The organism is Pseudomonas sp. PDM30 (assembly GCF_019218985.1).
GTDB lineage: Bacteria > Pseudomonadota > Gammaproteobacteria > Pseudomonadales > Pseudomonadaceae > Aquipseudomonas > Aquipseudomonas jessenii.
In genome coordinates this window covers 70,267-86,617 of sequence record NZ_JAHUWM010000012.1, presented here as the reverse complement: position 1 = coordinate 86,617, position 16,351 = coordinate 70,267, and the positions used below count along the sequence as shown (strand labels likewise).

The following is a 16,351-nucleotide window of genomic DNA, read 5'->3' as shown; positions in this document are numbered from 1 at the left end:
ATCGTCCTTGGTTTCTCAGAATGGCGCCCTTGTTGTGGTGCCCGTGCCATGTCGTCTTATCTCAACGACGCGGTCTCGGAAATGCGCGGTACCCAGCACATAATTTCCACCTCTTTGCTGGAAATTGATGACCACGCTGCTTCGGCTCAAACAGTCGCCCAAGCAATGATGATTTCCGGCAATGACGACGGCACAAATGATGTTCTGTTTATTGGGCCGAGGTACTGCGACGCTCTGGTGAAAACACTTGATGGCTGGAGTATTCACTCGCGGACGCAGGAGCAAAACTGGGTTTACAACACTCCCCCTTTAGAACTTTGCTCATTGGAGGTCTAGAAAATTAAACGGCAGCGAGAACCGCTGTCTCAAAAGCTTCTGCTTGCGAACACACGGCTTTGATAGTCGGCCAATTGTCTGTCACCTTGTTTGCATGTTGACGATACTCGCGAACTTTCTTTCGGATCCTCTGATCCAGTGGTAACAGAGAAAGACGGGACTCCAAATTGACATTGCACTCTGCTCCGCGCAAAAGCGCGTGGTCAGCAGAAAGCGATGCAGCCGCGAGCCAGGTTCCTGATGCTTGTGCAGGAAGACACAATACAGTCTTGGCTCCGCGGCTAGATGGATGAAGCCAGCTATCTAAAGTAGCCGTCAATGGTGCAATGCTATGAGCGACCGGGGGGCAAGGTTGTGCGCAAGGTAAAATCCCCCAGCCCTTTTGTACTGCCATGTCATGAACCGTTGGTCCTGCATTTGCATAAAATTCAGTCGAAACATCCACATCTAAATGGATGATTAACAGATCAAACTGCTCCAGCGTGGGGTCGGTATCCAAAGATGCTGAATGTCTTTGACTTGAGGCATCGCACCATTTCAATACACCACTCCAGCCTGTCCCCATCTTGGGTGCAGTAGCTTCAGGTTGAAGCTTGGTCAGGATGAAAGGTCTTTCAATAATGGCTTTCAATGCGGCTTCAATAATCACAAGATCGGTGTCACCCTCTACAACCAAGGCAATACGCAATTCAGACATTTGGTACCGCCCCCAAGCTCCCCATCATCCACAGTCTGGACAATGGATATTGCTCATGCTGTTTCTCCTGCTCTGCCGTCAACTCAACTCGCCGAACTACCGTCAGACCGTTGCTATTGCGCTCCACCGCAAACAAACGGGTATCGGGATCAGATAAATCCAATCCATCCAGTACCGCGGGGTTGTGAGCAGTGAACAGCAATTGGCGATCAGGGTCGTTATGCCTGAGCCAATGGCTGAGACAGGCTGTCAGCTTTGACAGTAGTCGTGGATTCAGGGCCTGATCCAGGTTGTCTATCGCCAGAATTCTTGGTGCCAGTGGAGATAGACAGAGTGCCGCGCAAAACAAAACATACAATGCCCCTTCACTGGCATCATAGGCGGTCAGCTCATTGCGTGACTTGTTCATGAATCGGTCTGTGAACTTCAGCATGAGTTTGGTTCTGGGTACTTTGCTTGAAATCAATGACCCGCCATGACTAGTGGCTTGGACATCGGCAACCCAGTCGATCAGCTCCAAAATCTGGTCTAGTACCTCTTCACCGTCTTCACCCTGACTTTCCAGATGCTTGCGCAAGGCTTCAAAACTTTCGGCTAGTTGCCCACCACTCAGTCCTACAGGTCGTCTGGCTTGCACATCAGGAACGATCCCGCGCAGGGAAGGTGTATTGGGACAGTAGATTGCATACTCTTGCAGGCTCTGCATCAATCTGGCAGCCGGATTTTCTGGTTCTAACTCCACCAATTTCAGTGCAGCCAGACCCGACTGTGGATTCAGATTTTTCTTATTGCGAACCCCATCGGAAAGAATCTCGAAATGGCCGTCTGACAGGACCTCGGTTTTGTAAGTCCAAGCAGGTTCAGGCGAATCGAGCGGATTCAGCAAAGAGACGCGGTAAGCCTCGTTGTCATCTCCAACGATACCTACACCAATATGTGCAGGTGTTCGTTCAGAAGCAAACGAGCTCTTGTAAAGTCGAGGCAGCCCCGCGCGAACGCCGCGACGAAGCAGGCTTTCATCGTCAACAACACCATTCGCCGCAGCACTAAGCACGCCTAGCGCTTCCAAAATATTGCTCTTTCCAACGCCATTTGCACCTATAAAACAATTCACACGGCCTAGCTCTATGCTTTGCTCGTGAACCGATTTAAATCCGTAAACGCCTAATTTACGAAGCATTCTAATAGTCCCATTTTCGCAAGATGGGGCCCCATCAAGTCTTGATCAGGCACATTACCGGAAATCCGTCGAGTCACCCAGTGCGCTAGCAGTTCAGTCCATTTACAAAACCTCCAAAAGCTCCGTCGGAAGGAAGCAATTAGCGGAAAAACAAAATGGAAGCAACTCTCCCACGCTATACCTTAGGCATCTGACCACCAACCCTAAAAGTCAGTAGGAAATTTCCTCGACTTTTCAGTATCTCCATCGCGCGCAGAAGATGCATAGCTTTTCCATTAAACAGAAAATGATGGCGCTTGCTTAAGCAGCCTGTAGGTTACTTCGTGAAAGCCACAACGCCTTGCGTCGTTGCCTACAGGTACGCCAGAATCCGCCGGCTTGTGCGCCTTGGGGGTCGTCGGTAACTTGATTCGGGTCACTGATTGTCGGTGATCGGGTTTAGTAGCCCGTGGTCTTATCAGCAAGGTGTAAAAGCGCTATCAGTCAGGTCTGCCTGAATTTGATGGTGGCTGTACGCAGGGCGCTTCGGCGCGCCGGTAAATGCTGATCTCCCCGGTCTACTAACCTGCGTCCAGCCGCCACCCTTCTTTTAGTAGAGAAGAATGAGCGGCTCCAATCAGAAGTAATCAGCTTATGTTCAAAGTGACACCCAATCCGCCGGATTCCGCCCCATCCTCCCCGCACGAAAGCCTCGATCACCACCTCAACCCCGGCACCAACATCATGGCCACTCCGCGCACACCCAGCACGATGTTCATCGTCAATCCCGAACTCAGTACCGAAACCCTGCTCGTGCATGCCTGTGAGTCGCTGGCGTCGGCCAATGTCATGGCCAACGATCTGGTGGATCATCTGGAAGGGACAAGCCGCAATGCGCTGTTGGGGATTGCGCAGGTGATCATGTTGGGGGAACTGGCGGTGAATCGGGCGCTGGATCGGCTTGATCCGCCTTAGTTATCCGAGTCAGCGCAAAACAAACTGTGGGAGCGAGCTTGCTCGCGATGGCGGTGTGTCAGACACATCAATGTTGAATGTGCTACCGCTATCGCGAGCAAGCTCGCTCCCACAGGGGGACGGCGTCGCTGATCACTACGCCATACGTCAGGCCAGACTCTCGCTGATCTGCGCCGCCAGTTGCGCCAGCATCCCCGGCACTTCCTGGACCATCTCGCCCATGCGCGCAAAGTCGTGGGTCATGCCGGCCTTGACCTCCAGCACCAGGGGTTGCCCCGCAGTACGCAGTTTCTCGGCCCAGGCCAGGCCTTCATCGAGCAACGGGTCGTATTCGGCCAGCCACAACACCGTCGGCGTCAGCCGTTGCACGCACTCGGCGTACAACGGTGAAAAACGCCAGTCGGCACGATCCGCTTCACTGCGTTGGTATTGCTGGTAGAACCATTCCAGCGTGGTGGCTTCCAGCAGATAGCCTTCGGCGAATCGCTCGAGGGACGGGCGTTTTTTTACCGCGTCGATCACCGGGTACAGCAACACTTGCAGGCGCGGCACAAGCGGCCATCCCAACGGGTCCTGGGCGATGGCGATACACAGCGATGCCACCAGGCTGCCGCCGACGCTGTCCCCCGCCAGCGCAATGCGCCTGGCGTCCAGCCCCAGCGCCTTGGCTCCGGTGATGGCCAGCCAACGCGTGATGTCTTCGGCATCGTTGTAAGCGGTGGGGAAACGGTGCTCAGGCGCCAGGCGATAGTCCGCCGACAACACGGCAAACTCCCCCGCCAGCGCCAGTCGCCGGCACAGGGTGTCGTGGGAATCGAGGCTGCCCACCACGTAGCCGCCGCCATGGAAGTACAGCAACACCGGGCGCGGCTCGTTGTCCGGTTGTGGTTTGGCGTACAGCCGCGCATTGAGCACATGCCCGTCCCGCGCCGTAATGCTAAGCGCAGATACCGTCAACGCGCCCGTTGGCGCCGCATCGAGCAACTGCGAAGTCTGTTCGAATTGCTGCCGCGCTTCGCTCGGGTTCAGCTCATGCATGGGTTGGCTTTTGCCGCTGAGGCGGCCGAACTCGGCCAGCTCTAGAAACCCTTCGATGTCCGGGTGCAGTGCCATGGGCGGTAGTCTCCAAAAATAAAAAGCTCGCCCAGTAAACGAACCGTGAGGACCGTTCATTAGGGCGTCATCCTGTTCAATGAAGAATCTCCCAGGCCGAACAAGAAACCTGTGGCGAGGGGGCTTGCCCCCGTTGGGTCGCGAAGCGGCCCCAGAACCAGCGTTTGAGATTAGTCAGACATGCCGCGTTGTTCGGGATTGCGACTGCTTCGCAGCCGAACGGGGGCAAGCCCCCTCGCCACTGGTAAGTGGGCCTGACCACGAATGAACGGTTTAGACCAGCGGCACCACCTCCCGGCCAAGCTCCGCCACCACGGCGTCCAGGCACTCCTCCTGCTGCAGGATATCGAAGTGGCCGGCCGTTACCGTTTGCACCTTGCGCAGCCGTGGTTGCTGACGCTCCAGGGTCGCGCGTTCGGCCGTCGGGTTGCCATCGGCCCACCAGCAATGCAGCTCGGCCTGCGGAATCGGCAAGGTCTCGACCTGCCGCGACAGCGCCTTCAACCGCGTGCTGACCATGAACGTCTGGGCCATCTCATCGGCACCGAGCAGCGCGTAGCCGCTGGCCTGATCGCTTTCGCTGTCGATCACCGCACGAATGATCCGCGCCACTGCCTCGTGGTCCCCCGTCGACTCGGTACTCAACACCCGGGCAATCACCTCGCCATCCATGCCCAAGGTTGCACCGAGGAACTCGGCCAGATCCGCGCGCCACTCATCCGGGCTGGCGACGGCGTTGACCTGGGTCGGCACAAAGCTGTCCACCAGGCCGACAAACGCCACTCGCTGGCCCTGCTGTTCGAACAAGTCACTCACCATCAACGCCAACGCCCCGCCCAGCGACCAGCCCAGCACGTGGTACGGCCCCTGGGGTTGCCGGGCGCGGATCGCCTCTACGTAATCCTGGGCCATCTGCGCAAGCGAGCTGTCGTGCCACTGCCGGTCGAGCAGCATCCGGCATTGCACGCCGTACACCGTGCGCTCGCCATCCAGGCGTCGGGCCAACGGCTCGTAGTCGAACACCGTGCCGAAACCGGCGTGCAGGCAGAACAGCGGCGGCTGATCATTCACCACCTGGTTTAGCAGCAACAGCGGTTGCGGACTCTGTCGCAGCGGCTGTTCATCGACACCGGACAACCCGGCAATCGTCGGCTTGGCCATCATGTCCCGCAGCTTGAGCTGGAAGCCCGGCTCGTTCAGGGCGCGCACTTTCGAGATCACCTTGAGGGTGCGCAGCGAATCGCCGCCCAACTCGAAGAAGTTGTCGGTAATGCCAACCTTCTCGATGCCCAGCACCTGTTGCCAGATATCCGCCAGCGCCCATTCCAGAGGCGTGCGCGGCGCCACGTAGTCACGGCCGGTGAAGGCCGGGTCCGGCAAGGCCTTGCGGTCGAGCTTGCCGTTGGGGGTCAACGGGAAACGCGGCAGCACCACGACCTGGGTCGGCACCATGTAGTCGGGCAGGCTCTCGCGCAATGCCGCCTGGCAACGCGGGCCGAGGCCATCGTCTTGCGCCGCCACCACATAGCCCACCAATTGCGGCCCCTGACCGTTGTCACGCACCACCACCAGCGCATCATTGACCCCTGCCTGCTCGCGCAGGCGGGCTTCGATTTCACCCAGTTCGATGCGGAAGCCGCGCACCTTGACCTGGTGGTCGATACGCCCGACGTAATCGAACACGCCATCCTCGCGACGGCGCACCAGGTCGCCGGTGCGGTACAGGCGCCCGCCTTCGGTGCTGAACGGATCGGCAACGAAGCGCTCGGCGCTCTGCCACGGGTGACGATGGTAGCCACGCGCGACACCCCGTCCGCCGATGTACAGCTCGCCGACCATGCCCACCGGCAGCGGGTTGAGGTCCATGTCCAGTACGTGCAGGCTGCGGCTGCCGACACGTTGGCCAATCGGCGCATACATCGCCTGGCAGTGGCCGTCGGCGGCGATTTTCCACAGCAGCGGCGTGACCACGGTTTCCGTCGGCCCATAGCCGTTGACCAGGAACTGCGGCTTGAGCGTGTGCTTGACCCGCTCGAACGTGGCGTCCGGCACCGCGTCGCCACCGAAGCAATAGATGCGCACCGGCGGTGGATCGCCGCCCTGCAATTCGGCGTGTTCGGCCAGTTGCAGCAGATAGGCCGGCGGGAAGCACGCGACGCTGATGCGCTGGCGGTGCAGCACGGCCAAGGTCTGTTCGGCGGTCCACAAGGTGTTATCGCGGATCACCAGGGTCGAGCCGCTGATCAGCGCGGTGATCCAGCGTTCATGGGCGCCGTCGAAGGCGAACGACATGAAATGCAGCTCGCGATTGTCCGGGTCCATCTCGTACAGCTCGGCGATGGCTTGCACGTGCATGCTCAAAGGCCCGTGGGCGACGGCGACGCTTTTCGGCTTGCCGGTGGAGCCCGAGGTGTAGATCAGGTAGGCCAGTTGCTCGGCGTGCACGGAACTCGATGGCACCGCCACATCGACGTCGAGGTTCAAGCGATCCACTGCGACCATCGCCGTGCCCGGATTGAGTTGCGCGCTATCGCACAGACGCTCCTGGGTCAGCAACAAGCGCATGTCGCTGTCGGCCATCATGTAACGCAGGCGTTCCTGTGGGTATTGCGGGTCCAGCGGCACGTAGGCCGCACCGCATTTCATCACCGCCAACAGCGACACCACCAGCTCCAGCGAGCGCTCCATGAACACACCGATCACGTCTTCGGCCTGCACGCCTTGCTCCAGCAGATGCACTGCCAGGGTATCGGAGCGACGGTCCAGCTCGGCATAACTCAACTGCTCGGCGTCGCGATCGGCATAACTGAGCACCAGCGCCGTGTGATCCGGTTGCAGTCGCGCACGCTGACGGATCAGTTCGTGCACCGGCGTCTCGTCACCCTCAGCCACCACCGGCAGTTCGCCGTCCAGCGCCCGGCCTTCGTCCAGGGTCAGCAGGCCCAGCTCACCGACGGCACGCCCGGCGTCGTCGCACAAGCGCTGCATCAGGCTTTCCATGTGGCTGCGCAGGATTTCCACGGTGGCCAGATCGAACTGATCGCGCTGGTGCATGTACTCGATGCGCAGCCCCTCGTCGAGGCTGACCATCAGGTCCATGGCGAAGCTGGTCAGGCCGAAATCGGAGACGTCCTCGAAGCGCAGGGAATCGCCGTTCCACTCGCGAAGGGTACGGTCCACCGGCTGGTTTTCGAACACGATGATGCTGTCGAACAACGACTGCCCGCCCTGCCCGGCCCAGCGCTGGATATCACTGAGCGGGGTTTGCTGGAAGTCGCGGATGTCGAGGTTGAAGGCCTGGATCTCCCGCAGCCAGTCGCCGACGCTGGCTTCGGTCGGCACCGTGTTGACCACCGGCAAGGTGTTGATGAACAGCCCGAGCATGTTCTCCGAGCCGTTGAGTGTTTCCGGGCGCCCGGACACCGTGGCGCCGAACGTCACCGTGCGCTGGCCGGTGTAGCGCTGCAACAGCAACAGCCACGCGGCTTGCACCAGGGTGTTGAGGGTCACTTGCTGTTGCTGGGCAAAGGCCTGCAAACCCGCGGTCTGCCCGGCGCTCAGGTGCGTATAGATCGCGTGATAACCGGTTTGCGGCGCCTTGACCGGCAGTGCGCGGGCCAGGTGCGTGGCGCCTTCGAGGTTACTGAGTTTGTCTTTCCAGAACGCCTCGCTGGCCTCGGCGACTTGCTGGCCGAGCCAGTCGATGTAGTCGCGATAGGCGGCCACCGGCTCGTGCTCCTCGCCGCTGTAATGGCGCAGCACTTCACCGATCAGGCGCGACACGCTCCAGCCATCCATGAGGATGTGGTGGTAGGTCCAGATCAGGCGATAGCGGTCGTCTTCCAGGCGCACCAGCAATAGGCGCAACAGCGGCGCGCGGTTCAACGAGAAGCCGCGTTCGCGCTCCTCGAGGGCCAGTTGGCGGACGCGCTCAGGCTGATCATCGAGCCCGCGCCAGTCCAATTCAGTGAGCAGTGACGGCGCGTCACGCAGCACCACTTGCAGCGGTTCCTTGTCGCCTTCCCAGAGGAATGCGGTGCGCAGAATCCCGTGACGTTGGGCAGCATCCGCCCAGGCTGCGCGGAAACGCGGACCGTCGACGCCACGCACACCTACTTCGATCTGATTGACGTACAGCCCCGAGTCGCCGTCCTGCACCGAGTGGAACAGCATGCCCTGCTGCATCGGCGACAGCGGATAAACATCCTCGATTTCGTCCGCTGTCAGTTCCAGCGCCTGATACTGCGCGTCACTCAGTTCGATGTTCGCGGCCGGTGCAAGCACAGTCTGTACGGCTTGATCTGCCGTGAGCGGTTGAGCGACCGTGGCCAGTTCGGCGATGCTCGGATGGCTGAACACATCTTTGGGCGAAATGCTCAACCCGGCCTTGCGTGCGCGACTGACAGCCTGGATCGAGACGATTGAATCGCCGCCCAGTTCGAAGAAGTTGTCGTGCATGCCAATCTGCGGCACTTCGAACAACGCCTGCCACACGGCTTGCAGCGTCGCTTCCACGGCACTGCGCGGCGCAACGTATTCGCGCACTTGCAGGTCCGGTTGCGGCAATGCGCGGCGGTCGAGCTTGCCGTTGGGCGTCACCGGCAACTGATCGAGCAACAGCACGTGGCTCGGCTGCATGTGCTCGGGCAGCGCGTTGCGCAAGTGTTGCTTGAGTGGATCAACGGCAGCAGGACCTGTGACGTAAGCCACCAGTTGCTTGGACTTGCCAACGTCGATGGCGATCACCACGGCCTCGCGCACCGATGGATGCTCCAGCAGGCAGGCCTCGATTTCCCCCAGCTCGATGCGCAAGCCGCGGATCTTCACTTGATGGTCGATGCGCCCGACGTATTCGATCACGCCTTCCGCGCGGTAACGCGCCAGGTCGCCGGTGCGGTACAGGCGCTCACCCTGCTCACCGAACGGGCTGGCGACGAAGCGTTCGGCAGTCAGCTCCGGACGGTTGTGATAACCACGGGCCAGGCCGATGCCACCCAGATACAGCTCACCCACACAACCTTGCACTTGCGGTTGCAGGCTGTCGTCGAGGATGTAGGTCACCAGGTTGGCAATCGGCTGACCGATCGGCACGCTGAAGCCGCCGTCGTCGACACAAGTCCAGTGGGTCACGTCGATGGCCGCTTCGGTCGGGCCGTACAGGTTGTACAGGCCAACGTTGGGCAGCACGCGGAACAGGCTGTGTTGCAAGTCCGCCGACAGGGCTTCGCCGCTGCACATGACCTGCCGCAGGCTGGCGCAACGCTCGAAGCCTTCGCCCTGAACGAACGCCTGCAGCATCGACGGCACGAAATGCAGGGTGCTGACCCGGTACTGCTCGATCAGGCTGACCAGTTGCGCCGGATCGCGATGGGCACCCGGCTCGGCCACGGCCAGGCGTGCGCCGGTCATCAATGGCCAGAAAAACTCCCAGACCGACACGTCGAAACTGAACGGGGTTTTCTGCAATACGGTGTCGCGCCCATCCAGTGGGTACGCGCCCTGCATCCACGCCAAGCGGTTGTACAAGGCCTCATGGTGGTTGGCCGCGCCCTTGGGTTTGCCGGTGGAGCCGGAGGTGTAGATCATGTAGGCCAGCGATTGCAGCTCGACCACACAGGGCAGGTTTTCGTTGCTCAGGCCGTCCAGCAAACCGGCCATGTCATCGAGACAAATCGCCGTGGTGGCGGGCGGAATCGGCAACTGCTCAAGCAAATGACGCTGGGTCAGCAGCAGGTGTACGCCGCTGTCGTCGAACATGTGCTCCAGGCGTTCACGCGGGTAGTCCGGGTCCAGCGGCACGTAGGCGCCACCGGCCTTCATGATCGCCAGCAGGCCGATCACCAGTTCCAGCGAACGCTCGGCGGCAATGCCCACCAGCACTTCGGCGCCGACGCCCTGGCTGCGCAGGTAGTGCGCCAGCCGGTTGGCCTGTTGATTGAGTTCGCGATAGCTGAGGGTCTGGCCGGCAAACACCAGGGCCGGGGCCTCCGGGGTTTGCAGCACTAGGGCTTCGAAGCACTGGTAAACCGGACGCACATCCGGCCAGGCCTGCGCGGTGCGGTTGAAGTCCTCGATCTGCTGCGCCGTTTGTGCGGCATCGAGCAGGTTCAAGCGCCCCAATGGCAGTTGCGGCGCACTGACCATGGCATCGAGCAATGCCAGCAGACGTGTGCTCAAGCCTTCAATGGCTTCGGCGCTGAACAGCGCCGTGTCGTAGTTGAAACGCAAATCCAGGCATTCACCCAGCTCGGCGGCGATGGCCAGGGGGAAGCTGGTCTGGTCGTGGTTGCTGATGCCGGAGAACTTCAGCGCGCTGGCATTGCCCTCCTCCAGCGCCTGGGCCACCGGATAGTTTTCGAACACCAGCAGCGTGTCGAACAGCGCCTCGCCAGAGTGACCGGCCCAACGCTGTACATCCGCCAGCGGTGTGTATTCGACTTCACGCAACTTGAGGTTGAGCGCCTGGACTTCATCGATCCATTGGCTGACTGTGCGCTCGGGGTGCGGTGTGGCGATCACCGGCAAGGTGTTGATGAACAGACCGATCTGCTGCTCGATGCCTTGCAATTCGCTTGGACGCCCCGACACTGTGGCGCCGAACGCCACTGTTTGCTGCCCGGTGTAGCGCTGCAACAGCAACAGCCATGCCGCTTGCAACAGGGTGTTGGGCGTGACGCGGGCCTGACGGGCGAACCCGCTCAGGCGCTCGGTAGCCGCGCGGTCCAGGCTCAGGTGCAGGGTGCGATGAGCATCGCCCTGCCCGGCAACCGGCCCCGGCAAGGCGCCGGCCAGTCGCGTCGGTTCGGTGAACGACTGCAATTGCTCCAGCCAGAACGCTTCGCACGCGGCGCGATCCCGGGTGCCCAACCAAGTCATGTAATCGCGATAACCGCCAACACTCGGCGCCGGCATGATTCCGCAATACCGCTGCAGCACTTCGCCGAACAACTGCGAAGTGCTCCAGCCGTCGAGCAGGATGTGGTGGTTGGTGAAGATCAGGTGATGGCGGTCATCGGCGGTCTGCACCAGGGTCAGGCGCAGCAACGGCGCCAATGTCAGGTCGAAACCGCGCAGACGGTCGTCCTCGACCAGGCGATCCAGCGCTTCGGTAACCTGGGGTTGATCGCGCCAGTCGAGCACGGTCAGCGGCAGCGTGGCGTCGGCCAGGATCACTTGCAACGGCCGCGAGCCGTTGCTTTCGCTGAAGAACGCCGCGCGCAGCACTTCATGGCGCTGCAGCGTCTGCTGCCAGGCATCGCGGAACGCCTCGACGTCGAGCCCCTGCACATCCACGCGCATCTGCGGGATGTAGGCCCCGGCATCCGGGGCGAACAGGCTATGAAACAGCATGCCCTGCTGCATCGGCGACAGCGGCAGGATGTCTTCGATCTGGCTGGCCGCCAGCGGCAAGGCATCCAGCTGCGCCTGATCGACGCGCACCAGTGGCACGTCGCTCGGGGTCAACCCGCCGGCACCGCTCAGGCAATGTTCGATCAGCTGTTGCAGCTCCAGGGCGTAGGCATCGGCCAGACGTTGCACGGTCTGCGGGTTGAACACGTCACCGCTGAAAGTCCAGCTCAGGCGCAATTGCCCGGCATACACCTGACCGTTGATGCTCAGGCCCCGGTCCAGTTCGGCCGATGCGCCCTGCTCGGCGCCACCGTTTTCCCGGGCCGGGCGCCACGGTGCCTGTTCGTCGAAACTGGCGTCGAACTGGCCCATGTAGTTGAAGGTGACCTGCGGCGACGGCAGATCCTCAAGGCCGGCGTCGGCCAGATAGCGCAGGATGCCGAAGCCGATACCTTTGTCGGGCACGGCGCGCAGCTGTTCCTTGACCGCTTTGATGCTTGCAGCCAGATCGCCCGCCGGGGTGAGTTTCACCGGGAAGATCGAGGTGAACCAGCCCAGGGTGCGGGTCAGGTCGATGTCGTCGAACAGGTCTTCGCGGCCATGGCCTTCCAGTTTCACCAGCGTCGAAGTTTGACCGGTCCAGTTGCCCAACACCCGCGCCAGTGCCGTCAGCAACAGGTCGTTGACCTGGGTGCGGTAAGCCGCCGGGGCGTCCTGCAGCAGTTGGCGGGTCAATGTGCTGTCGAGCAACGTTTCCACGCTCACGGCATGCTGGCTGGCCAGGCTGCCTTGGGGGTTGTCGGCGGGCAATTGCACCTGTACGTCGCGGTACTGGTCTTGCCAGTAACTGGCTTGGCTGGCCAATGCAGCACTTTGCGCATGAGTTTGCAGGCGAGCGGCCCAGGCCTGATAGGCGCTGGTTTTCGATGGCAGACGCAGGGGTTGAGCTTGCTGCACTTGTTGATACGCGGTTTGCAAATCTTCCAGCAGCAATCGCCAGGACACGCCGTCCACCGCCAGGTGATGCACCACCAGCAACAGGCGCTGGCCCGCCGCGCCCATGTCCACCAGCAAGGCACGCAACAGCGGGCCGTCCTGCAGATTCAGGCTGGCCTGCGCGGCGTTGCACAGTTCAAGCAGTTCATCGGCATTGGCGGCCTGGCGCTGCCACAGCACCTCGGCACTGTTCCACTGCTCGGCCTGGGCCTGTTGCCAGACGCCGTCGACCTGACGCAACCGCAGACGCAACGCGTCGTGATGTTCTACCAGCGCGGCCAAGGCCTGTTGCAGGCTGTCGCTGTCCAGCGGCTCGCGCAGTTCCAGCAGCAGCGACTGGTTCCAGTGGTGACGGGCCTCGATGTCTTGCTCGAAGAACCAGTGCTGGATCGGCGTCAGCAGCACCTCGCCACGCACCGGCCCCTGGTCGATGAGCAACCCGGCGCTGCGTACCGCGACCTTCGCCAGGCTCTGCACGGTCTGGTGCTGGAACAGGTCCCGCGGGGTGATGCGAATCCCGGCCTGACGCGCGCGGCTGACCACCTGGATCGAGATGATCGAGTCGCCGCCCAGTTCGAAGAAGTTGTCGTCGATGCCTACGCGCTCGAGCTTGAGCACGTCTTGCCAGATCGCCGCCAACTCGGTTTGCAGCTCATCCATCGGCGCCGTGTAGGCCTGCTGCGCCAGCGTTGCGTCGGGCTTGGGCAATGCAGCGCGATCGAGTTTGCCGTTGCCGGTCAGCGGCCATTGGTCGAGTTTGATCAGATGCGCCGGCACCATGTAGTCCGGCAAACCGGCCTGCAAATGTTCACGCAGGGAGTGGCGCAAATCGCTGTCGTCGCCGCTCGCGGTGAACCACGCGACCAATTGCGGGCTGCCATTGACCTGCGGTGCCAGGACCAGCGCCTGCTCGATGGCCGGATGGCTTTGCAGACGATCCTGGATTTCCCCCAGTTCGATGCGGAAACCACGGATCTTCACCTGATGGTCGATACGCCCGGCGTACTCGATGCTGCCATCGGCGCAATAACGCGCCAGATCGCCAGTGCGATACAGGCGCGCGCCCGACTCGGCGGCGAACAGGTCCGGCACGAACCGCGTGGCGGTCAGGTCGGCACGCTGGTGATAACCGCGGGCAAGGCCGGCACCGCCGACATACAGCTCACCGACGCAGCCCTTGGCCACCGGGTTCAGGCGCGGGTCGAGCACGTACCAGCGCAGATCGCCGATCGGCTCCCCCAGCGGCGAGCTATTGGCGCCATCGAGGTCGGCGCGGGACAGCGGCCGGTAGGTCACATGCACGGTGGTTTCGGTGATGCCGTACATATTGATCAGCAACGGCTGCCGGTCGTCGAAGGCGTCATACCACGGACGCAGGCTGGCCACGTCCAGCGCCTCGCCACCGAACACCACATACCGAAGGGCCATGTCTGGCGCATTGGCGCAGGCGAACGGCATCAACTGGCGAAAGGCCGAAGGGGTCTGGTTGAGTACCGTGACGCCCTCATCACTGAGCAAGCGGGCGAAGTCTTCCGGGGAGCGGCTGACCGCGTGGGGCACCACCACCAGCTTGCCGCCGTAGAACAGCGCGCCAAAGATTTCCCACACGGAAAAGTCGAAGGCATAGGAGTGGAACAGGCTCCACACATCCTGCGCATTGAAACCGAACCAGTGCTCGGTGGCGCTGAACAGCCGCGTCAGGTTGCTGTGGGGCAGCAGCGTGCCTTTGGGTTTGCCGGTGGAACCGGAGGTGTAGATGACGTAGGCCAGGTTCGCTGGAGCGGTCAGGTTCGGCAGGTTGTCGGCACTGGCTTCAAGCAGCCAGTCGCTGGCGTGATCGAGGCAGATCACTTCAATGCCTTCGTTCAACGGCAGCTGCGGCAACAGCGCGGAATCGGTCAGCAACAGGCGCGTGCCGCTGTCGGCGAGCATGTAGGCCAGGCGGTCCTGCGGGTATTGCGGGTCCAGCGGCACGTAGGCGCCACCGGCCTTGAGGATCGCCAACAGGCTGACGACCATCTCCAGCGAACGCTCCAGGGCAATGCCCACCAACACATCGGGGCCGACGCCGCGCTCGCGCAGGCGATGGGCGATGCGGTTGGCGCGTCGGTTCAGTTCGGCGTAAGTGAGGGTGACGCCGTCGCAGGTCACGGCGATGTTGTTCGGGTGCGCGGCGGCTTGGGCTTCGATCAGTTGATGGGCGCACAACCGGTTCGCCTGATCGCTGTTCAACCCGGCAGTGCGATTCCAGTCGAGCAATGTGGCCTGCTGCTCGGAGGCGTCGAGCATGCACAGGTCCGCCAAGGCAACCGTGCTGTCAGTGCAAATCGCCTGCAACAGATTCAGCCAGTGCCGGCCAAGACGCTCGATGGTCGAGACGTCGAACAGCTCGGTGGCATACACGAACGAGGTATGGATGCCCTCGTCGCCCTCGACGGTGTCGAGCATCAGGTCGAACTTGGTGGTTTTCTCATCCCAGATCAGCGGTTCGACGCTCAGCCCCGGCAGGTCCCAACGTTGCAGGCCGCCACTGTCGCGCTGGTGATTGAACATCACCTGGAACAGCGGGGTGTGGCTCAGGTTGCGCTCCACGCCCAGGCCATCGACCAGTTGCTCGAACGGCAGGTCCTGATGGGCCTGTGCGCCGAGTGCCGCGGTCTTGATCTCGGCCAGCAATTGCCCAAACGGCTGGTCGGCCCGGGGCTGGCTGCGCAACACCTGGGTGTTGACGAAAAAGCCCAGCAGGTTTTCCACGTCCTGGCGGGTGCGGTTGGCAATCGGCACGCCGACACGAATGTCCTGCTCGCCGCTGTAGCGATGCAACAGTGTCTGTAACGCTGCCATCAGCACCATGAACAGGGTGCAGCCTTCGCGGCGGGCAAGATCACGCAGTTGGGCGGTCAACGCAGTGGAGATTTCCAGCTCGACGCTAGCCCCCTGCTGGCTCGGGATCGCCGGGCGACGACGGTCGGTCGGCAGGTTCAGTGGCGGGTGTTCGCGGCCCAACTGCACGCGCCAGTAATCGAGCTGGCGATCGGCCTCGCCGGCCTCCAGCCACAGCCGCTGCCAGCGGGCGAAGTCGGCGTACTGAATGCCCGGCTCCGGTAGTTGCGCGGCCTGCCCGGCGCTCAGTTGTGCATAGAGCCGGGTGAACTCCTGCAACAGGATCGGCAAGGAGCCGCCGTCGGTGACAATGTGGTGGAAGGTCAGCACCAGCACATGTTGCTGCGCATCGAGGCGGATCAAGCGGCAGCGCATCAACGGACCGTTGTGCAGGTCGAACGGCTGCTCGGCGTTCAGGGCGATCTGCCGCTGCAGTTCGGCCTCGTCGCCAGCGCTGACTTCGAGCAGCGGCGCATCCATCCGTGGGTGAATCTTTTGCAGCACTTGCCGGTCGTCGAAAACGAAGGTGGTGCGCAGCACTTCGTGACGCTGCACCAGCGCGCTCAGGGTTTGCGCCAGCGCCTCAGGGTTGAGCTCGCCGCTCAGGCGGAAGGCACCGGTCAGGTTGTAGGCAGTGGCCTGGGGCTGCATCTGCCAGAGGAACCACAAGCGCTGCTGCGCGTAGGACGCCGGCAACGTGTCGACGGCGCGGTCCCGTGGCGGGATCGGCAGCAGTTCCAGGGTCAGCCCCTGGGCATGCATCTTCTGTTGCAACGCGCGCCGGGCGTCCGCGCTCAAGCCGCAGAAACGCTGGGCCAGGGTCATCATTCTGTCCGGTGCAG

At 61.9% G+C, this 16,351-nt stretch carries 5 protein-coding genes and 2 pseudogenes; 2 read left to right on the top strand and 5 right to left on the bottom strand.

The window, feature by feature from the left end; translation table 11 throughout:
• Positions 1–336, top strand: coding sequence for a nuclear transport factor 2 family protein (locus tag KW840_RS24475; RefSeq protein WP_371318488.1), 336 nt, complete (start codon positions 1–3; stop codon positions 334–336).
• Positions 337–340: 4 nt separating this feature from the next.
• On the opposite strand, the gene KW840_RS24470 is transcribed toward KW840_RS24475, so the two are convergent.
• Positions 341–1,033, bottom strand: coding sequence for a hypothetical protein (locus KW840_RS24470; RefSeq protein WP_218498067.1), 693 nt, complete (start codon positions 1,031–1,033; stop codon positions 341–343).
• On the bottom strand, positions 1,026–2,213 hold the full coding sequence (locus KW840_RS24465) for an AAA family ATPase (protein WP_218498066.1): 1,188 nt from the start codon (positions 2,211–2,213) through the stop codon (positions 1,026–1,028). Before KW840_RS24465 ends, KW840_RS24470 begins: the two co-directional genes overlap by 8 nt.
• Positions 2,214–2,846: 633 nt before the next feature.
• Between KW840_RS24465 and KW840_RS24460 the strand changes: the two genes are divergently transcribed.
• Positions 2,847–3,167, top strand: coding sequence for a DUF6124 family protein (locus tag KW840_RS24460; protein ID WP_218498065.1), 321 nt, complete (start codon positions 2,847–2,849; stop codon positions 3,165–3,167).
• 147 nt (positions 3,168–3,314) lie between these two features.
• Here the strand turns inward: KW840_RS24460 and KW840_RS24455 are convergent, their stop codons facing one another.
• From KW840_RS24455 to KW840_RS29070, 3 genes and pseudogenes are all read right to left on the bottom strand, one after another.
• Positions 3,315–4,280, bottom strand: a complete 966-nt coding sequence (locus KW840_RS24455) for an alpha/beta hydrolase (protein WP_218498064.1) — start codon at positions 4,278–4,280, stop codon at positions 3,315–3,317.
• A 273-nt stretch (positions 4,281–4,553) separates the two neighbouring features.
• Positions 4,554–8,726, bottom strand: a pseudogene (locus KW840_RS29075) (amino acid adenylation domain-containing protein); the annotation flags it as partial.
• A gap of 147 nt (positions 8,727–8,873) precedes the next feature.
• Positions 8,874–16,271: pseudogene (locus tag KW840_RS29070) on the bottom strand (amino acid adenylation domain-containing protein); the annotation flags it as partial.
• Positions 16,272–16,351: the final 80 nt, after the last annotated feature.

Coding starts and splice junctions, on each gene's coding strand:
- KW840_RS24470 (WP_218498067.1), bottom strand. CDS start 1,033: ATGTCTGAATTGCGTATTGCCTTGGTTGTAGAGGGTGACACCGATCTT.
- KW840_RS24465 (WP_218498066.1), bottom strand. CDS start 2,213: ATGCTTCGTAAATTAGGCGTTTACGGATTTAAATCGGTTCACGAGCAA.
- KW840_RS24460 (WP_218498065.1), top strand. CDS start 2,847: ATGTTCAAAGTGACACCCAATCCGCCGGATTCCGCCCCATCCTCCCCG.
- KW840_RS24455 (WP_218498064.1), bottom strand. CDS start 4,280: ATGGCACTGCACCCGGACATCGAAGGGTTTCTAGAGCTGGCCGAGTTC.